The sequence below is a fragment of the Micromonospora sp. NPDC049114 genome (genome assembly GCF_040648635.1).
GTDB lineage: Bacteria > Actinomycetota > Actinomycetes > Mycobacteriales > Micromonosporaceae > Micromonospora.
The window spans coordinates 397,895-417,163 of sequence record NZ_JBEZEA010000003.1 but is presented as its reverse complement, the minus strand read 5'-3'; the positions used below and the strand labels follow the sequence as shown (position 1 = coordinate 417,163).

Below are 19,269 nucleotides of genomic sequence, written 5' to 3'. Positions count from 1 at the left end.
CGGTCAGGCCGTCGATCCGTACAGGTTGATCTCGGCGGCCGAGGCGTACCCGGCCCCGTTCGCGGCGCGGGTGGTGCGCAGGCGCACGTACCGGGTCGTGGTGGGGGCGAAGACCGCTGTCTTCAGGGTGCTGCCGGCGCCGAAGGTGCCGGCGGTGACCTGCGTCCAGGTGGTGCCGTCGACGCTGGTCAGGATCTGGTAGTCGGCGATGGTGCCGTTGGTGCCTCCGTCCTGACGGGGCAGGTAGTCGAGTTTGTCGACGCGGAAACTGCGGCCGAGGTCGATGGTGAGCTGGTGCGGCATGGGTGCGACCCCCCCGACGTAGCGGGTGTGCCAGATGGTGCCCGGGTTGCCGTCGATGGCGTTGGCGGCGACGCCGTTCTCGCCGACGGTCTCGACGCTGTCCGCCGTCGCGGTCCACCCGCTGCGGGGCAGCTGCGGGCTGTCCCCGCCACCGATCGGCTCGTCGGTCGGTGCGGCCTCAAAGACGGCCACCTCGAACGGTGCGAGGGTGATGTTCACCGGTGCGGCCGGACCCGACACGAAGCCGGTACGCCGCCCGTCGCGCTCGGTGAACCGGTACCGCTGGTGGGTCCCGCCGGGCAGCTCGAAGACCGTCTGCGGGTTGACGGTGAAACTCTGCGCGGACGCCGACGGGTTACGCAGCATGAGCATCCCCTTCGACGCGCCGGCCGAGGAGTTCCAGGCGGCGGTGCCGTAGACCGCTCCGGCGGCCGGGTCACCGCCGACCCAGTGCACGTCGCTGAGCAACCCCTGGTTGGCCCGCGCCCACCGGGCGTTGGCCGCCACGGTGTCCCAGAACCAGGCCGCGCCCGGCCGGCTCGCGTCGACGAGCGTGTTGCGGACGTACAGCTCCTGAAGGCTCAGCCCGAGCGCGAAGTAGGCACGGATGTCCTGCGACACCTCGGCCTGGACACTGGGCTTGGTCAGGTCGTAGTCGGCGGTGAACTGCGGGGTGCGGTCGGAGAAGATGATCCCGTGGTTCATCAGGCTCGGGATCGGGAACAGCGGGTTCTGCGTGGCGTTGTTGCGGAACGTCTCCGAGTCGCGGTAGTTGACGTAGCGCTGCTGCGCGCTGCCCGCGCCGACCAGGCTGGCGTCGTGCCCGTCGCGCCAGATCGAGTCGGTGAACCACAACCAGTACGGTGAGCCCCAGGTGCCGACCGTGGCGTTGACGAACACGTCCTTCTGGTGCGCGCGCAGGTCGCCGGTCAGCCCGAGCAGGGCCTCGTAGTCGGCGATGTAGTTCGCGTTCGGGCCGGACTGGTAGAGCCCGCCGCCGATGCCGTCGAGCTTGAAGCCGCGTACCCCCTGGTTGTCCATCATGTCGAAGGCGACCGACCGGAACCGGTCGTGGTAGCGGGCGCCGCCGAGTTTGAACTGGCCGCCGCTGTGCGTCTCCAACCGCTGGTCGGCGGGTTTGCTCGCGTTGATGGCCTGGCGGGTGGCGGCGCTGGTGCCGTACCCGCCGAACGGTGACATCCACACCGACATCGAGGCCCCGTACTGCGCGGCGGCGGCCTTCTGTGGGGCGAAGCCGGTGGGGAACTGGGTCGGGTCGAACGACCAGACGTTCAGGTTCGTCTCGTCGACCTGGGGGGTGCGCAGATAGTCCCAGCCGTCGTCCACCCAGAAGCTGTCGATGGTGGCGCCCCGGTCGCGCAGCTGGGTGCCGAACAGGTTGATCGCCCGGGTCAGCTCGGCGCTGTTGATCACCTCGCCGGGTGGCTTGAGGTCCAGCCAGCTCTGGTAGTGCAGGAACGTCCGGCGGTCGTGGGCCCGTTCGCGTTGCAGGTAGTACTGGAACGAGCGGCGCAGCTGCCCGGCGGGGGAGACGCCGGTGGAGGCGGTGTAGACCCACGACGCGCCGGTGGTGAGGGCACCGGCGCGGGGCACCGTGATGTCGACGGCGGACCCGTTCACTGTCGCCTTCGCCATCGGGTTCTCGATGCCGACGAACACCGTCTCGCTGCCGGCCGCGCCGTGCACCACCGGGCTGCCGTCGTCGCTGCCGAGGACCCGCGCGTTGGTGAGGCCGAGTTCCACCAGGCGCAGGGAGGTCACGTCGAACGTGCCGGCCACCGAACGCACGGTGAAGCTGTGCTGTACGGAGTTGGCCCCACCGCGCAGCCGCACCTGCCACTGCACGTCGAGTGTCCGGGTGCCGCCGCCGTACCGGAAGGTGGTGGTGACCGCCTTGCCGGCGAAGCGTTCCGCGAGCCGTGCCGACCCGGCGTTCGCCGCCAGGTCGCTGACCACCGGACCGGCCGAGACGCTCGTGTTCGCCGTCGTGATGGTGCTGCCGTCGGCCAGGGTGAGGGTGAAGAGCCCGCGCAGGCTCATCGGCACTGTCGCGTTCGCCGCCCGGTTGTCGAACCGGGTCAGCGACACCGTGCTGCCCTGCACGCTCCAGGTGGACGAGAGCGCCGCGTTGGCCATGGTGAAGCTGCCGCCGGAGAGCGACGCCGTCGCCGCGCCCGGTTGAACGCCGGGGAAGACCAGGCCGGCGGCGTCGGTGTAGGTCGGGTCCGCCGGGACCGCCGCGCCGGCCGGGGCCGGATGGCCCCCGACCGTCGCGACGGCACCGGCGATCAGACCCAGGACGATGGTGTGCACGACGAACCGCCGTGGCCGTGTTGTCGATGAGGATGGCAGGGGCATGGCGTGCTGCATCGTGCCTCCATCGGTGGTCAGACGGTGGGGGTGCTCCAGCGCTGGTTGGCGCCGTTGGTGCAGGGCCAGAGGATGAGGCGGGTGCCGTTGGCGGTCGCGCCGCCGTTGGCGTCGAGGCACTTGCCGCCGGTGCGGTAGCTGCCCGAGGTGGCGTCGTAGGTCCAGCGCTGGGTCGTGGCGCTGGTGCAGGCGTTGATCACGATCGTGGTGCCGTCGGCGACGCTTCCGCTCGCCGGTTCCATGCACTTGCCGAGGGCGGTGAGGGTGCCGTCGTTGCGGTGGGTCCACGTCTGGTTGGGTCCGCTGTTGCAGTCCCAGAGGTTGACCGCGGTGCCGTTCGTGGTGTTGCTGCCGGGGATGTCGACGCAGCGGCTGCTGGCGGCGCCGGTGATGATGCCCTTCTTCGGCCCGTAGACCTCGAACTCCCAGAGGGAGTAGCCGAAGGTGGTGGCCCGTGCGGTGCCCTGCATGCGCACGTACCGGGCGGTGGTGTTGAGGGCGTGCTCGTCGAGGCCGCCGTCCCCGGCGGTGACGGTCACCGCGGTCGTCCAGGTGGTGCCGTCGGTCGAGGTCTGAATCTGGTACGCCCTCGCGTAGGCGGCCTCCCAGCGCAGTGCGACGCGGGAGAGTTCCTGGCTGCTGCCGAGGTCGACCTGGATCCAGCTCGGGTCGGTGTAGGCCGACGACCAGCGGGTGCTGAGGTCACCGTCCACCGCCGCCGAGGCCGGGAAGCTGGGAGTCTCGGTCGACGACGCGGTCACCGGTCGGTTGAGCGACAGGCTGCCGGTCGTCGCCGCCGGGCCGCCGGGAGCCCGACCGATGCGGTCCATGATGGCGCTGAAGGCGGTGTACGTGGCGGCCGGCTTCGGCGACCCCCAGGTCTGCTGGGCCACCACCCGCAGGATCGTCCGGATGCCCGCGGTGACCTGCTCCTCGGTCTCGGCGTTCGGGTTGTCGCACCAGACGTGCACGACGGTGCCGAGGTTGCGCGAGGGGGTGTTGATGGTGTTGTTGCCCTGGAACAGATCCGGGTTCCAGGTCTCGTAGCCCCACGTCACGTTTGGTTTGCCGACGCCGAGGATGTAGTAGGTGGGGTTCCACGCCTGGTTGGAGATCGTGTGCCCGCGGTCCAGCAGGGCCTGCGGGGAGATGCCGTAGTTGTACCAGACCTCGACGTGGATGTTCGACGCCGGACGGATGGTGCCGTCGGTGCCGATTCCGTCGTTCCACATCCGGGTCGTCTTGCCACCGGCACGGACGATGTCGTTGGCCCAGTTGATGAAGCCGTAGTAGGCGTCCTTGGCGGTGGCGTTCGGCCCGTACGTCGCGCGGGCGTACGTCAACAGCTGCGGGTAGGCGGCGTAGTTGCCGATGTATTCGTCCGCGCCGATGTGCCAGTACCGGCCGGGGAACAGCGGCAGGAACTCGGTGATGAGGTCGCGGGCCAGGGTGTACGCGCCCGGCTTGGACAGGTCGAGGTAGTAGGGGTTGCGGTTGCCCGCCGTGTCGGCGAGTTGCAGGTCCGGGTGGTCTTCCAGGATGGCGTTCATGTGGCCCGGCATGTCGATCTCGGGCACGACCTCGATGTGGTACTGGGTGGCCAGGGCGATGAGGTCGCGGATCTGCTGCTTGGTGTAGTACTGCTCCGACATCGCCTCCGGGTGGGTGGTGCTCTCCAGCCGGAACCCCTGCGAGTCGGACAGGTGCAGGTGCAACCGGTTCATCTTCAGGTAGGCGAGCTCCTTGACGTGCCGGCGGAGCCAGTCGACGGTGAAGTACTTGCGGCCCACGTCGACCATCAGACCGCGTTCGGACTTGGTCGGGGAGTCGGTTGTCGTTCCCGCCGGGACCGTTGTCGACTGTTTGAGCAGTTGCAGCACCGTGCGGGTGCCGTAGAAGGCGCCCGCGTCGGTCGAGCCCTGGATGGCGATGCTCGACCCGACAGTCATGGTGTAGCCCTCGGCGGGCTGGCTGCCGCCCAGGGTCAGCCGGATGTCGCCGGTGGCGGCGGCTCCGGTGGCGACCGGCACGGTGCGTCCGGTCAGGTCCCGCAGGTCGGCGGCGAACGTTGCCGCGTCGTCGTTGAGTTGGGCGGTGTAGGCGGGGTCCACCACGATCCGGGTCGCGGCGCCGAAGGTGTAGCTGCCGGTGCCCGCCGTCCACTGCTTCAGCGCCGGGATCACCTGTAGGTCACCCGGTACGGCCGAGGCCGGCGTCGCCGGCACGGTCAGCAGTGCGGTGGCGAGGACCCCCACTGCTCCGGTGACGCTGATACGTCGAAGACGCATGAACCGTTCCTCTCGGGATAGGGCGGGGAAATCAGCAGGACGCCGGGTTGGCGGTGCTGTCGGTCGCGTACGCGGTGAGCGTCGCGACCTGCGGTACGCCGCGCGCGGCGGTGACCCGCAGCCGCAGCCGGTCGCTGGTCACGGCGGTGGACAGCGGCACGATCCGCTTGTAGCCGACCGTCCCGGCGGCGGCGACCTGCTGCCAGCCGCCGTTGATCCAGGCGTCCACGGCGAACGCCTCGATGCGCTGGCCGCTGCCGACCGATTCCTGCACCAGGAGCCGGTCGAACGTGCGGGTCCGGCAGGCGGTCAGCTCGACCGCGCCGGTGGTGGCACCCCCCGAAGGCGACCAGTACGTGTTCAGTGCCGTGTCGGTGAGGGCGGCGGGGGTGCCGGTCGCGCCCGCCCTGGCGAACAGCTCCCGGCCGTACCGGGCGCGCTGGGCGGTGCCGAACCCGTCGAGGGCTGTGACGTCCGGCGCGTCGATCACACCGGCCCGGTTCGGCGGGACGTTGAGCAGCAGGTTGGCGTTGCGGCCCACCGCGTTCTCGTAGAGCTGCATCAGCGCGGCCGGCTGCTTCACCGAGCCGTTCTGCCCGGAGTGCCAGAACCAGCCGGGCCGGATCGACACGTCCGCCTCGGCCGGATACCACGACAGGTACGTGACCGTCCCCAGGTTCCGGCCGATCAGCGCACTGGAACCCAGGTCGCTCGACGAGGCGCCGGCGAGCAGGTCGTCGTCGCGGTTCAGCGCGCCGGGATCGGTGCCCCGGAACGGCAGCGCGCTCCACTCGTCGGCCCGGAACGCCCCGGACTCCGAGCCGACCCAGCGCACGTCCGGGCCGTTGATCGCGATCGTGGCGTTCGGTTGCAGCGCCCGGATCAGTCGGTACCAGTCGCCGACCTGGTACGGCTGCGGGTACGCGGTGTACGGGTTGGCGCCGTCGAACCACACCTCGGCCATCGGCCCGTACTCGGTGAGCAGTTCGTAGAGCTGGTTGAGGAAGTAGGCGTTGTAGTCGTCGGCCTGGTAGGCGTACGTCTGCGTCGGGGTGCGGGTGTCGCCGGCGACGAGCGTCGGGATGCTCACCGCCCGCTTGGCGCTGCCGTTGCCGAACCGGTCGCCACCGCGTCGGCCGGGGATCTCCGCGCCGTCGGCGGGGGAGAGGTAGAAGCCCACGGCCAGACCGGCCGAGCGGGCGGCGTCGACTGTGGCCCGCAGGATGTCGCTCTGGCCGGTGCGGCCCCACCAGGGGCTGCTGCGCACCGAGTGGGTGCTGTACCGCGACGGGTAGAGCAGAAAGCCGTCGTGGTGCTTGACGGTGAGGATGACCTGCTTGAACCCGTTGCGTTTGAGGACGTCCATCCACTGTGCCGGGTCGACCGCCGTCGGGTTGAACAGGGCCGGATCCTCGTTGCCGCTGCCCCACTCGACGTCGGTGAAGGTGTTCATGCCGTAGTGCAGGAACGCCGTCAGCTCCCGTTGTTGCCAGGCCAGCTGGGCGGCCGACGGGACGACCTGGGCGGCCTTCTGCCGGATCCGGTCGAGCGTGTCGCACCTGTCGACGGTGATGACGGTGGCCGGGGTGACCGGACCGCTGCTGCCGGGATTGCCGGCGCAACCGGGTGGCGGCGGGGTGCCGCCGCAGACCTGCGCGTCGAGCTGGAAGTCGACCGGGCCGGCGGCGCCGGTCATCGTCGCCAGCGCGATGGCGTCCACGGTGCCGTGCCAGCCACGGTTACGGGTTCCGGCGTCGTTGCCGAAGGTCAGCAGGCCCTGCGACGCGTTGGCCGCGGCGACCGGAGTGGTGACGGTGCTGCCCACCTGGCAGCCGTTGACGTACGCGACGAGCCGGGCCGAGGTGTCGCTCACGTACTCGTAGGCCAACGCCACGTGGGTGTCCTGGGTGTCGGACAGGTTGGGCCCGCTCTGCCGGGTGTCGTGGTACGGCGAGTCCGGGCCGTACATGCCGAACTCCGTGGTGGTCTGCGAGCCGCTGGCGTACCGGAAGTAGCCGCCACCGGCGAGGCTGAGCACCGTGTCGAAGGTCAGGGTGGCGCCGCTCTGGCGGCGTACCACCGCCTCGGCCAACAGGCTCCGGTTGACGTACTTGGTGCTGGTCACCGGGATCCGTGGGGAGAACCCGATGCCGGTGCCCCCGCCGGTGAGCGTGACCGACGTCCCGCTGATCGCCTCACTGCCGGCCAGCCGGGTGAGCTGCCCGTCGACCAGCTCCCCGGTCGAGGGGGTGTAGCCGGTGGCGGAGGTGAAGGTGCCGCTGAAGCCCACGTCGAGCAGCGGCTGGTAGTCCGCGGCGGCCACCCGCCACTGCTGGTTGGTGGCTGTGGTGCAGGTCCAGAGGATGACTGCGGTGTTGTTGGTGGTGCCGCCGCCGTTGGCGTCGAGGCAGGTGCCGGTGGCCTGGTTGCGCAGGGTTTTCGCTGTGGTGTCGTACGTCCATCGTTGGTTGGTGGCGGTGCCGCAGGTGGTGATGGTGGCTGCGGCGCCGTTGGTGGTGCTCGCGGCGGTGAGGCACTTGCCGCGGTTGCGGATGGTGTTGTCGGCCTGTCGGGCCCAGGTCTGGTTGGCGGCGCCGGAGCAGTCCCAGAGGATGACTGCGGTGCCGTCGGCGGTGGCGCCGCCGGGCACGTCGACGCAGCGACCGCTGGCCACGCCCGTGATCGTGCCGTCCCCCGGGGCCGCGGCGGCCGGCGCTGCCGGTGGGGTGAGCTGGATCAGGCAGGTGGCGAGCAGGACCACGGCGGCCAGGACGGCCCCGCTCGCGTGCGGACGATGACGGCGCAGGGTACGGGTCATGGGGGCGTCCTTCCCGGGAACGGGCAGGCAGGGGCGGTACGGGTGGGTGGCGGGTGCTACATCAGCCACTGCTGGTTGGTGGCTGTGGTGCAGGTCCAGAGGATGACCGCGGTGTTGTTGGTGGTGCCGCCGCCGTTGGCGTCGAGGCAGGTGCCGGTGGCCTGGTTGCGCAGGGTTTTCGCTGTGGTGTCGTACGTCCATCGTTGGTTGGTGGCGGTGCCGCAGGTGGTGATGGTCGCCGCGGCGCCGTTGGTGGTGCTCGCGGCGGTGAGGCACTTGCCGCGGTTGCGGATGGTGTTGTCGGCCTGTCGGGTCCAGGTCTGGTTGGCGGCGCCGGAGCAGTCCCAGAGGATGAGTGCGGTGCCGTCGGCGGTGGCCGCACCCGGCACGTCGACGCAACGGCCACTCGCCACACCGGCGATCGTGCCGGTCGCGGCCGTGGAGACGGCCTGGTAGCGGTGTCCGGCCACGGCCGTGAACGTCACCCGGTCACCGTTGCGGGTCACCGGCACGGTCTGGTTGGTGTTCAGGTCCACCAGCGAGGCGGTGGCCAGCATCGGGTTGCGGACGGTGAGGGCGCCGCCGCTGCCGGCGGTGAGCGTGATCCGGCTGGCCAGGCGGTTGCGCCACTCGGCGTCCACTGTCACGTTGCCGCGTGCCCTGAGGCCGTTGACCGAGCCGGTGGGCCACGCCGCCGGCACGGCGGGCAGCACGTCGACCACGCCGTTCTGGCTCTGCAGCAGCATCTCCGCGATGCCGGCGGTGGCCCCGAAGTTGCCGTCGATCTGGAACGGCGGGTGGGTGTCGAACAGGTTGGCGAGCGTACTGCTCTTGAGCTGTTCGGCGAGCATCTTGTGGGCGTGGTCGCCGTCGAGCAGCCGAGCCCAGAAATTGATCTTCCACGCCTTGCTCCAGCCGGTGCCACCGTCGCCGCGCGCCGTGAGGGACACCCGGGCGGCGTCGGCGAGCGCCGGGGTGGTCAGCGGCGAGATCTGCCGGCCCGGGTGCAGGGCGAACAGGTGCGAGACGTGCCGGTGGTCGTTGGTCGGGCTGTCCCAGTCGGCCTTCCACTCCTGCAACTGGCCCCAGGAGCCGACCCGCAGGCCGGGGTCGAGCTTGCTCAGCGTGGTCTGCCACTGCGCGCGCAGGGTGGCGTCGACGCCGAGCGTGGTGCTCGCCTCGATGGTGTTGGTGAGCAGGTCCCACACGATCTGCTCGCTCATCGACGCGCCGGCCGAGAAGTCACCCTGCTCCGGCGAGTAGCTGGGCGTCACGACCAGCCTGCCGTCACGCGGGTCGACGCGCAGGTTGGCCCGCCAGAACTCGGCGGCCTCCTTCATCGCCGGGTACGCCTGGTCGCGCAGGAACGCGGTGTCGCGGGTGAAGCGGTAGTGCTCGTAGAGGTGCTGGCACAGCCAGGCCGCGGCCTCCGGGAACCAGAATGCGGTGGCCCAGTCCTGGACACCGGTGAAGCCGTACGGGTTGGTGCTGAGGTGGGTGACCCAGCCGGTCGTGCCGTAGATGGTCTGCGCGGTGGTCCGGCCCGGCGCCCGCAGGGCGTCGATGAAGTCGAACAGCGGTGCGGCGGTCTCGGTGAGGTTCGTGGTCTCCGCCGGCCAGTAGTTCATCTGCACGTTGATGTTCGTGTGGTAGTCGGCCTGCCAGGGCGGGTTGTTGGAGTTGTTCCAGATGCCCTGGAGGTTGGCCGGCAGGGAGCCGCCGCGCGACGACGCGATGAGCAGGTACCTGCCGAAGGAGAAGTACAGCGACTCCAGCGCCCGGTCCTGGGCCCGTCCGGCGGCGCCGGTGTAGGCCGACCGCAGCTCGTCGGTGGGAACGTTGGGCATCTGCCCGCCCACGTTGAGCCGGACGCGGTCGAAGAGCCGCTGGTAGTCGGCGAGATGAGCCGCGCGCAGCGCCGCCCACGTCGAGGTCGCCGCGGCGTCGACCGCCTGGGTGACCCGGGTGTGCGGGTCCGCGCCGCGATAGGTGGGGTACGTGTCGGCGTACGACGTGCCGGCCGACAGCACGACGAACGCCGAGTCCGCGCCGGTGACGGTGACCCGGTCGCCGCCGTCGGTCCGGGTGCCGCCGGTGGTCACGACCCGGTACTGCGTCTCGTGGATCAACCCGTTGCCGGGCAGGGTGCCCCGCACGGTGATCCGGCCGTTCGCCACCGTGACGGTGCTGCCGGGCTGGGCCGGGACGGTCCGCAGGACGAAGGAGACCTTCCCGGCCTGGCTCGCCGACAGCCGGGCGACGATCACGTTGCCGGGGTAACTGGCGACGTACTCGCGCTGGTAGGTGACCCCGCCGTGGGAGTACGCGACGCGGGCGGTCGCCTCGGCGAGGTCCAGCTCGCGCCGGTAGCCGCTCACAGTCGTCGGGGTGCCGGTCATGTCGAGGTACATGTCGGCGAGGTTCTGGTACGAGCCGAACGCGGTGGCCGGTTGCCCGAGCGCGGTCGCCACCGGGCCGGGCGCCATCCGTCCGTCCCGGTCGATCTGGGCCTGTACGCCGGCCAGGGCACCGGGCCGTGGTGACGCCCAGTTGCCGTGGTTGTAGCCAGTGGCGCCCGGTCCGCCCGTCCAGAGGCTCTTCTCGTTGAGTTGGAGGTGTTCGGTCTGGACGCCGCCGAAGACCATGGCGCCGAGCGCGCCGTTGCCCAGCGGCAGCGCGTTGCTCTCCCAGGCGGCGGCGGGCTCGTCGTACCAGAGCGCCAGGCTCGGGTCGGCTGCGGCACGGGCGGGAGGCGTGCCGACGGACACGGAGGTCAGGCACGCGGCGACGAGAAGGGGCGCGGCTGACGCCCGCAGGATCCTCCGGAGACTGCTGTTCCCGAACATAGGACCTCCTCTATGTAGAGGAGAGTTAACGTGGGATGTTTATTATTGTCAATGGACCGGATCCTTAAGTTCTACTGTGGCCTTCGAGGAGGAAGATCGCGGGCTTGGTGGCCAATCATCAGCTCATCGGCCTGTCGCCGAAGGGGCAGTCTCCTGGTAGACGTCCGATGTCAGAGCTCCGGAGGCAAAAAACATCCGATGTATGGCTCCCAGACGCTCTTCGGGTGTCGCTGTCGGCATCCATCAGCTAGGAATGGAATCCTCGCGGTCACGGCAACGGGCTCGAACCGACGCGGAGGCAGCGATGGCGCTCACCGACGAGGCGATCGGCAAGATCAAGAGCATGATCACCTCGGGCGAACTCGGCCCCGGCGATCGACTGCCCAAGGAGGCGGACCTGGCCCGGCGGCTCGGCCTGTCCCGCAACTCCCTGCGGGAGGCGGTGAAGGCGCTGTCCATCATCCGCGTCCTGGACGTCCGCCAGGGCGACGGCACCTACGTCACGAGCCTTGCCCCGCACCTGCTGCTCGACACGCTCGGCTTCGTCGTGGACTTCCACCGCGACGACACCGTGCTGGAGTTCCTTGAGGTCCGGCGGATCCTCGAGCCCGCCGCCACGGCGTTGGCCGCGCAGCGGATGGTCGCCGAGGACATCGCCGGCCTCCAGGCCGTCCTCGACGACGTCGGCGACACCAGCGACGTCGAGGCGCTGGTCGCCAACGACCTGGAATTCCACCGCAGGATCGCCGTCGGCGCCGGGAACGCGGTGCTGTGCTCGCTGCTCGACGGGCTCTCCGGACCCACCACCCGGGCCCGCATCTGGCGCGGTGTCACCCAGGAGGGCGCCGTCACCCGGACCCGTGAGCAGCACCAGGCGATCGTCGACGCGATCACGGCCGGGCAGCCCGAGCTGGCGCGCTCCTGGGCCACCGTGCACGTCGCCGGTGTCGAGGAGTGGCTCCGCCGGACGCTGTGAACGGGGGCCCCGGAACCCGCGTCACGACGGGCCGTGGGGCGTCCGGCCCCTCTCATCCGGGCGCGATTCCGGCCCGGGGCGTATCGGTGCGGTCACGAATCCGGCGGCGTTGGCGGAGTCGCTTCAGGCCTGTACGACGCGCGCGATGCTGGCCCGGATGGGTGCGTAGTGATCGGCGATGGCGGCGCGTAGCTCCGACGCATCCCCGGCCGCGACCGCGTTCACGATTGCCCGATGCCGCTGGGCGGTGATCACCCGATCCTCCGGCTCGGTGCGCAGCGTGGGGGCGACGATGGCCTGCACCTGCCAGAACGCCTCGGTCAGTTGGAGGATCAGGTCGTTGCCGAGGGGCTCCAGCAGCTTCACGTGGAAGGCGCGGTCGACGTCGAGGAAGTCCGTCCCCTGGGCGGCGAGGGTCTCCATCTCGTCGACGAGGGTGGAGAGTTCCGCCAGGTGCCCGCTGTCGAGGACGGCGATGACCTGGGCTGCCAGCCCCTGTTCGAGGGTCTGCCGGACGTCGACGACCTGCCCCAGCACGTGGTGATCCTCCTCGCCGCTGAGCAGGCCGCGGAAGGTCAGGCTCTCCACGAGCGCGGCGAGGCTCATGCGGCCGACGAAGGTGCCGTGACCGTGCCGTACCTCGACGATGTCGAGGGCCGAGAGGATCTTGACGGCCTCACGGACGCTGGAGCGGCTCGCGCCCACCGCCTCGCACAGCTCCGCCTCGGTGGGCAGGATGTCTCCCGGCTTGAGGCGATTGCGCAGGATGTAATCCTTGACCTTGGTCGCCACCTCCTGCCGGCGGGGACCCGGGCGCTCCGCACCGCGCAGCGGGGACGCGTCAATGGTCGTCATCTGCCACTTGCCCTTCGTTCACGGATCTGACACGCTCACCCTATCGGCATCAGATGTCTGACGTCAGACCCCATTACCTTCGAATCCCTCAGCGCGAGCGGTACGCGAGCGCATGAAGAGCCTATGGAGGCAGCTACGTGAGCACCACCGTTGAGCCAAAGGAGAGTCGGCGCTTCCCCCCGCGCCGGTTCCGCTCGTTGGCCGTCGCATCCACCGCGGCAACCCTCGCACTCGGGCTGGTCGCGTGCAGTGGCGGCCCCGCCTCGACCAATGCCGTCGAAGGCGGTAACGGGGGTGCGACCTCGATCGAGACCACTCTGGCGTTCACCCTTTCCAGCGGGTTCGACCCCGGGAACGCCTCGTCGGCGGTGGCGACCGCGGTCAACCAGCACATCTTCGAGGGTCTGATCGATCTCGACCCGGTCACGCGGGAACCTTACCGTGCCCTGGCCAAGGAAGACCCGGTGGCCAGCCCGGACGGGCTCACCTACACGGTGGCCGTTCGTGACGGCGCGAAGTTCTCCGACGGCACGCCAGTCACCGCCGAGGACGTCGCCTGGTCCTTCCAGCGCGTGCTGAAGCCGGCGGACCCCAAGGCCCCGCCGCTGATGCAGGGGTTCGTGTCGTTCATCGACTCGGTCACCGCCAAGGACGCGACGACCGCCGAGTTCAAGCTGAAGTACCCGTTCGCCCTGTTCTCCGAGCGGATCTCCGTCATCAAGATCGTGCCGAAGGCGAAGACCGCGGACCCCGCCGCGTCGAAGTCCTTCGACACCGCGCCGATCGGCTCCGGCCCGTTCAAGCTGGACAGCGCGTCCAAGGAGTCGGGCGTCAAGCTCAGCAAGAGCCCGAACTACAACGGCCCGAAGCCGGCCAAGGTCGAGACGATGACGTGGAACACCACGTCGGAGGCCTCCGCCCGGGTGTCGGACCTGCAGGGTGGCCGTGTCCAGGCCATCGAGTCGGTGCCGTACCTGAACGTCGACTCGCTCAAGGGCAAGTACACGGTTGACGTGAAGCAGGCCTTCAACCAGGTCTTCCTCATGTTCAACTCGTCCGCGGCGCCGTTCAACGACAAGCGCGTACGCCAGGCTCTGCACTACGCGATCGACAAGGACGCGGTCATCAAGACCGCGCTCAACGGCTACGGCACCCCGGCGACGAGCTACCTGGACGAGGGCAACAAGGACTACCAGAAGGCCGCCACCGTCTACGACCACAACGTGGACAAGGCCAAGGCCCTGCTCGCCGAGGCCGGCGTGACCAACCTGTCGTTCCAGCTCGACACCACTGACAACTCCGCGGTGAAGGACGTCGCCCCGCTGGTCATCGAGCAGTGGAAGAAGATCGGCGTCAACGCCACCCTCAACACGGTGCCCTCGTCGGCCATCTACGGCGACATCGTTCCCAAGGACACCTTCCGGGTGCTGATGGCCACCGGCGACCCGAGCGTCTTCGGCGTCGACACCGACCTGCTGCTGCGCTGGTTCTACTACGGCCAGACCTGGCCGGGTCAGCGGTACCGGTGGGACGCCGCCGACCGCAAGGCCATGGCCGACCTGCTCGACAAGGCCGCGCAGACCTCCGACGAGGCGGCCCGCAAGGCCCTGTGGAAGCAGGCTCTGGACAAGGTGGCCGACGAGGTCCCCCTGTACCCGATCCTGCACACCAAGGTCGTCACCGCGTACGACCCCGCGAAGCTCAGCGACTTCTCGGGCGCGGCGACCACCGGCCTGTACTTCCTGGGCAGCAGCCGAAAGGGCTGAGCCCGCCCCCGGGGGCCCCGGATCCGGCCCCTCCGCGTCCCGCCCAGCCCTTCGCCCCTCGGGCTGGGCGGGACGCCCCGGCGCCCTCGACGAAAGAAAGACACCATGCTGAGCGTTCTGAGTCTTGTCGCGCGACGACTCCTGACCCTGATACCGCTGGTTCTGGGCATCACGATCTTCGTCTTCGTGATCATGCAGTTCTCGCCGATCGATCCCGCGCTGTCCGTCCTCGGCGACCAGGCGACGCCCGCGCAGGTGGCCGCGTTCAAGGCCGCCAACGGCCTGGACGACCCGCTGCCCCTGCGGTACCTGCACTTCCTGGGCGACCTGCTCCGGGGCGATCTCGGCGTGACCTTCCCGCCGTCCGTTCCGGTCGCCGACAAGATCGCCACCGCGCTGCCGCTGACGATCCAGCTCACGGCCCTGGGCATCGTCGGCGCGCTGGTCATCGCGTTGGCCCTCGGCATCACCGCGGCGCTGTACCGCGACCGCTGGCCCGACCAGGTCATCCGGTTCGTCTCGATGGCCGGTATCGCCATGCCGTCGTTCTGGCTGGCCCTCCTGCTCATCCAGGAGCTGTCGGTCCGCCGCCCGATCTTCCCCACCGGCGGGTACGTCAACCCCGGTGACTCGTTCTCGATGTGGCTCCAGTCCCTCGCCATGCCCGCGCTGGCTCTCGCCGTGCCGGTCGGCTGCTCACTGGCCCGGATCGTGCGGACGTCGATGGTCGAGGAACTCGACAAGGACTACGTCCGTACCGCCATTGGCGCCGGGCTGCCGCCGCGCGTGGTGGTCGGACGCAACGTGCTGCGCAACGCGCTCATCAACCCGCTCACCGTGCTGGGCCTGCGGATCGGCTACCTGCTGGGCGGCACTGTCGTCATCGAGGCCATCTTCTCGCTGCCGGGCATGGGCACCCAGATCATGAGCGCCGTGCAGCAGAACGACACAGCCCTCGCACAGGGGACCGTGCTGACGATCGCCATCTGCTTCGTCTTCGTGAACCTGGTGGTCGACATCCTCTACCTCTTCGCCAACCCTCGACTGCGCGGAGCCCACTGATGCGTCGAACACTCACCGCCCGGCTGTCGGTTCCCGGCATCGCCTTCAAACGGCTCAGCGTCACGTCCCGGATCGCCCTGAGCTTCATCCTGCTCATCCTCGTGGTGGGCGTCTTCGCGCCGCTGATCCTGCGGCACGACCCCGCGCAGGCCGGGCTCGGTCCCGCGCTGACCGGCCCGAACGGCGACTACTGGTTCGGCCTGGACAAGCTCGGCCGCGACGTGTTCTCGCGGCTGGTCGCCGGCACCCGACGCTCGTTGATCGTGGGCTTCGGCAGCGCCGGCATCGCCCTGGTGGTCGGCGCGATCCTCGGCGCGCTGGCGGGAACCAGCCGGCCCGCGGTCGACGAGGTGGTGATGCGGTGCCTCGACGTCGTCATGGCATTCCCCGCCATCGTGCTGTCCGCCCTGCTGATCATCTCCTTCGGCAAGAACAGCCTCCTGGTCCTGGTGATCGCGATCGGCTTCGTCTTCGTCCCCCAGGTCGCCCGCATCGTGCGCGCCAACGTGCTCTCGCAGTACCGGGAGGACTACGTCGCCGCCGAACGCATCATCGGCGCCCGCCGGCCGCACATCCTGTGGCGGCACATCCTGCGCAACTGCGCCGCACCGATCCTCGTCTTCGTCACCGTCATGGTGGCCGACTCGATCGTGTTCGAGGCGTCCCTCTCCTTCATCGGCGGCGGCCTCGCTCCCCAGGAGGCGGCGTCCTCGTGGGGTTCGGTGATCGCCTTCGGCAAGGAGATGGTCCAGATCGGTGGCTGGTGGGCCACGTTCTTCCCCGGCCTGCTGATCCTGCTGACCGTGCTCGCCCTGAACGTGCTCTCCGAGGGCATGTCGGACGCCTGGGCCGCCCCGGCGGCGCGGCGGGCCACCACGACGAAGACCGGCGACGCGCAGGAGGAGGCGCAGCCCGGCTCCGGTGAGATGGTGCAACTGCCCGGCCTGCCCGAGGCGGCGCAGCGGCTGCGCGAGCGGGCCCGCCCGCTTCCGCAGGGCGAGCCCGTCCTGGAGGTCCGGAACCTGTCCATCGGGTTCCAGGGGCGGCACCGGGGCGTCGACATCGTCGACAACCTGACCTTCGACGTGCGTCCCGGTGAGGTGCTGGGCCTGGTGGGGGAGTCCGGCTCGGGCAAGTCCCTCACGTCGCTCGCCGTGATGGGTCTGCTGCCGCAGGGCGCCCGGGTTCGCGGCGAGGTCCACTTCGGGGGCACCGACCTGCTGACGTTGAATGCGAAACGACGCCGCGCCCTGATGGGCCGCGAGATCGCGATGGTCTACCAGGACGCCCTCTCGGCCCTGAACCCCTCACTGCGCATCGGGCCTCAGCTCGCCCAGATGATCAGTCGGGGCGGCACCAGGTCGGCCGAGGAACTGATGGAACTGGTGGGTCTGGACGCGCAGCGCACCCTGTCCGCGTACCCGCACGAACTCTCCGGCGGCCAGCGGCAGCGTGTGGTGATCGCGATGGCGCTGTCCCGCGACCCACGCCTGATCATCGCCGACGAGCCGACCACCGCGCTCGACGTCACGGTCCAGGCGCAGGTCATGGAGCTGCTGATGCGGCTGCGCGGCCAGTTGGGCTTCGCGCTGATCCTGGTCAGCCACGACCTGGCACTGGTCAGCGACGTCGCCGACCGCGTCGTGGTGATGTACGGCGGTCAGATCGTCGAGAGCGGTGTCACCGCCGACGTGGTCGGAGCGCCCGCGCACCACTACGCCCGGGGCCTCCTCGGCTCCGTGCTCTCCCTCGAGGCAGGCGCGGAGCGGCTCACCCAGATCCGCGGTGTGGTGCCGTCGCCTGCCGACTTCCCGTCGGGTTGCCGGTTCGCCGACCGCTGCCCCATGGCGACGGAGATCTGCCGGGAGGAGACGCCCCACCTGGAGGGCGACGCCGGGCACCGGTACGCCTGTCACCACCCGGCCGTCACCGTCAGGGAAGAGGAGCTGGCCCGATGAGCGAGTCGGTCCCACACCAGTCGATCGTCGAGCTGCGCGACGTGCACGTGGTCCACCGCACCGGCGGGGGCGGCATGTTCGGCCGCGAGCGGGTGTACGCCCTCACCGGCGCCGACCTGACCGTTCGTGCCGGCGAGACCATCGGCGTCGTCGGCGAGTCCGGCTGCGGCAAGTCCACGATGGCCAAGGTGCTGGTGGGTCTGCAGCGGCCGACGAGCGGCACTGTCGCCTTCGCCGGCAAGGACGTCTGGTCGATGAACGCTGCGGAACGCCGGATGCACATCGGTGCCGGCGTCGGCATGATCTTCCAGGATCCGGCCACGTCGCTGAACCGGCGCATGCCGGTCCGGGACATCCTGCGCGACCCGCTCGACGTGCACCGTCGCGGCACGAAGGCGCAGCGCGAGGAGCGGGTGCGGGAACTGATGGCCCTGGTGGGGCTGCCCCGGTCGGTCGCCGACGTCCTGCCGAGCCAGCTCTCCGGCGGCCAACGCCAGCGGGTGTCCATCGCGCGGGCCCTGGCCCTGGAACCGGGGCTGGTCATCGCCGACGAACCCACCAGCGCCCTGGACGTGTCGGTACGGGCGCAGATCCTCAACCTGCTCCTGGACCTCAAGGAGCGCCTGAACCTGGCCATGGTCTTCGTGTCGCACGACATCCAGACCGTGAAGCGGATCAGTGACCGGGTGGTCACCATGTACCTCGGCCGGATCGTGGAGCAGACCCCCGCCGCCGGTCTGCCCGAGGTCGCGCAGCACCCGTACACCCGGGCGCTCTTCTCCGCGACGCCCGGTCTGCTCTCGCCGCTGGATCCGATCCCGCTCGTCGGCCCCGTACCGCTCGCGACCCGGCCGCCCACCGGCTGCCCGTTCCGCACCCGCTGCTGGAAGGCCACCGACGGCTGCGCCATCGAGATGCCACCACCCACGACGGGCGACGGCGGTGCCGGCCTCCACGAGTTCCGGTGCTACCACCCCGTTCCCGCCGGATCGAGCAACACGGAGCTGGTCGAGCTCGCCAGAGCAGCGACCGGCCGCAACACCCCCCTACATGTCGAGGAGACAGCGTGACCACCCCTGCCCCGCGGTTCGCCGGAGTCGTGCCGCCGGTCGTCACCCCCCTGACCGAGGAGGGTGCTGTCGATGTCGCCTCCCTTGAACGGCTCGTCGAGCGGATGCTCGCTGCCGGCGTCGACGGCATCTTCGCCCTCGGCAGCTCCGGCGAGACGGTCTTCCTCACCGACAGCCAGCGGGACCAGGCTCTCGAAACCATCGTGAAGACCGTCGGCGGCACCGTCCCGGTCATCGCGGGCTGCATCGAGCCCACCACCCGCCGGGTCGTCGACCGGGCCGAGGCCTCGACGCGTCTGGGTGTCGACGGCCTGGTGGCCACCGCACCCTTCTACGCCATCGTCGGCCCGCACGAGGTCGAGCGGCACTTCCGGTCGCTCGCCGCGGCGGTCGAGCTGCCGCTGCTGGCGTACGACATTCCGGTCTGCGTGCACACCAAGCTGTCGCCGGGTCTGCTGACCCGGCTCGCGGCGGACGGCGTCCTCGCCGGCGTCAAGGACTCCAGCGGCGACGACGTCTCCTTCCGCCAGTTGGTGCTGGCGATCGCGGAACACTCGCCGAACGCCGACTTCAGCCTGTTGACCGGCCACGAGGTGGTGGTCGACGCGATGATGCTCGCCGGCGCCTCCGGTTCCGTCCCCGGACTGGGCAACGTGGACCCGGCCGGTTACGTACGCCTGCACCGGGCCTGCGTCGACGGCGACTGGGATGCCGCCCGCGCCGAGCAGGACCGCCTGACCCGGCTGTTCCGGATCGTCGACGCGGCCGATCCGGCGACGGCGGCCGGGGCCACCCGCGGGGTGGGCGCGTTCAAGACCGCCCTGGCCCTGCTCGGTGTCATCGACAGCAACGCCGTGTCGCTGCCCCTGCGACCGCTCGACGCCGACGAGGCGGCCCGGGTGCGGGGCCACCTGGAACTGGCGGGGCTCGTCTAGC

General features: G+C 70.2%; 11 protein-coding genes. 6 read left to right on the top strand and 5 right to left on the bottom strand.

Going from position 1 to position 19,269, the window contains the following annotated elements:
- Positions 1–3 precede the first annotated feature (3 nt).
- The 4 genes from AB0B39_RS14770 to AB0B39_RS14755 all read right to left on the bottom strand — a co-directional run bounded on the left by AB0B39_RS14770 (position 4) and on the right by AB0B39_RS14755 (position 10,646).
- Positions 4–2,637 (bottom strand): discoidin domain-containing protein, encoded by a 2,634-nt coding sequence (locus tag AB0B39_RS14770; RefSeq protein ID WP_357574551.1) that lies wholly within the window; start codon positions 2,635–2,637, stop codon positions 4–6.
- Positions 2,638–2,711: 74 nt separating this feature from the next.
- A complete protein-coding gene (locus AB0B39_RS14765; RefSeq protein WP_357574550.1) occupies positions 2,712–4,982 on the bottom strand; it encodes a family 20 glycosylhydrolase in 2,271 nt (756 codons plus the stop codon).
- Positions 4,983–5,013: 31 nt separating this feature from the next.
- Entirely contained in the window at positions 5,014–7,800 is a 2,787-nt protein-coding gene (locus tag AB0B39_RS14760) for an alpha-L-fucosidase (protein WP_357574549.1), read from the bottom strand.
- Between the two features lie 56 nt (positions 7,801–7,856).
- Positions 7,857–10,646, bottom strand: coding sequence for a glycoside hydrolase N-terminal domain-containing protein (locus AB0B39_RS14755; protein ID WP_357574548.1), 2,790 nt, complete (start codon positions 10,644–10,646; stop codon positions 7,857–7,859).
- A gap of 304 nt (positions 10,647–10,950) precedes the next feature.
- Between AB0B39_RS14755 and AB0B39_RS14750 the strand changes: the two genes are divergently transcribed.
- Positions 10,951–11,622 (top strand): FadR/GntR family transcriptional regulator, encoded by a 672-nt coding sequence (locus AB0B39_RS14750; RefSeq protein WP_357495528.1) that lies wholly within the window; start codon positions 10,951–10,953, stop codon positions 11,620–11,622.
- Positions 11,623–11,745: 123 nt separating this feature from the next.
- Here the strand turns inward: AB0B39_RS14750 and AB0B39_RS14745 are convergent, their stop codons facing one another.
- Positions 11,746–12,477 (bottom strand): FadR/GntR family transcriptional regulator, encoded by a 732-nt coding sequence (locus tag AB0B39_RS14745; RefSeq protein WP_357574547.1) that lies wholly within the window; start codon positions 12,475–12,477, stop codon positions 11,746–11,748.
- 137 nt (positions 12,478–12,614) lie between these two features.
- On the opposite strand from AB0B39_RS14745, the gene AB0B39_RS14740 reads away from it, so the two are divergent.
- From AB0B39_RS14740 to AB0B39_RS14720, 5 genes are all read left to right on the top strand, one after another.
- The gene (locus AB0B39_RS14740; RefSeq protein WP_357574546.1) at positions 12,615–14,243 is read left to right on the top strand and encodes an ABC transporter substrate-binding protein; all 1,629 of its coding nucleotides are present in this window, start codon (positions 12,615–12,617) and stop codon (positions 14,241–14,243) included.
- A gap of 105 nt (positions 14,244–14,348) precedes the next feature.
- Positions 14,349–15,305, top strand: a complete 957-nt coding sequence (locus tag AB0B39_RS14735; RefSeq protein WP_234581680.1) for an ABC transporter permease — start codon at positions 14,349–14,351, stop codon at positions 15,303–15,305.
- Positions 15,305–17,263, top strand: a complete 1,959-nt coding sequence (locus AB0B39_RS14730; RefSeq protein WP_357574545.1) for a dipeptide/oligopeptide/nickel ABC transporter permease/ATP-binding protein — start codon at positions 15,305–15,307, stop codon at positions 17,261–17,263. The genes AB0B39_RS14735 and AB0B39_RS14730 overlap by 1 nt, the downstream gene beginning before the upstream one ends.
- Positions 17,260–18,333: an ABC transporter ATP-binding protein gene (locus AB0B39_RS14725; protein ID WP_357495520.1), complete on the top strand. Its 1,074-nt coding sequence runs from the start codon at positions 17,260–17,262 to the stop codon at positions 18,331–18,333. Before AB0B39_RS14730 ends, AB0B39_RS14725 begins: the two co-directional genes overlap by 4 nt.
- Positions 18,330–19,268, top strand: coding sequence for a dihydrodipicolinate synthase family protein (locus AB0B39_RS14720; protein WP_234581683.1), 939 nt, complete (start codon positions 18,330–18,332; stop codon positions 19,266–19,268). The genes AB0B39_RS14725 and AB0B39_RS14720 overlap by 4 nt, the downstream gene beginning before the upstream one ends.
- The last annotated feature ends 1 nt before the right edge of the window (position 19,269 follow it).

Excerpts from the sequence above, each read along its gene's own strand:
- AB0B39_RS14760 (WP_357574549.1), bottom strand. The coding sequence starts at position 7,800 with ATGACCCGTACCCTGCGCCGTCATCGTCCGCACGCGAGCGGGGCCGTC.
- AB0B39_RS14745 (WP_357574547.1), bottom strand. The coding sequence starts at position 12,477 with ATGACGACCATTGACGCGTCCCCGCTGCGCGGTGCGGAGCGCCCGGGT.
- AB0B39_RS14735 (WP_234581680.1), top strand. The coding sequence starts at position 14,349 with ATGCTGAGCGTTCTGAGTCTTGTCGCGCGACGACTCCTGACCCTGATA.
- AB0B39_RS14725 (WP_357495520.1), top strand. The coding sequence starts at position 17,260 with ATGAGCGAGTCGGTCCCACACCAGTCGATCGTCGAGCTGCGCGACGTG.
- AB0B39_RS14730 (WP_357574545.1), top strand. The coding sequence starts at position 15,305 with ATGCGTCGAACACTCACCGCCCGGCTGTCGGTTCCCGGCATCGCCTTC.
- AB0B39_RS14765 (WP_357574550.1), bottom strand. The coding sequence starts at position 4,982 with ATGCGTCTTCGACGTATCAGCGTCACCGGAGCAGTGGGGGTCCTCGCC.
- AB0B39_RS14755 (WP_357574548.1), bottom strand. The coding sequence starts at position 10,646 with ATGTTCGGGAACAGCAGTCTCCGGAGGATCCTGCGGGCGTCAGCCGCG.
- AB0B39_RS14750 (WP_357495528.1), top strand. The coding sequence starts at position 10,951 with ATGGCGCTCACCGACGAGGCGATCGGCAAGATCAAGAGCATGATCACC.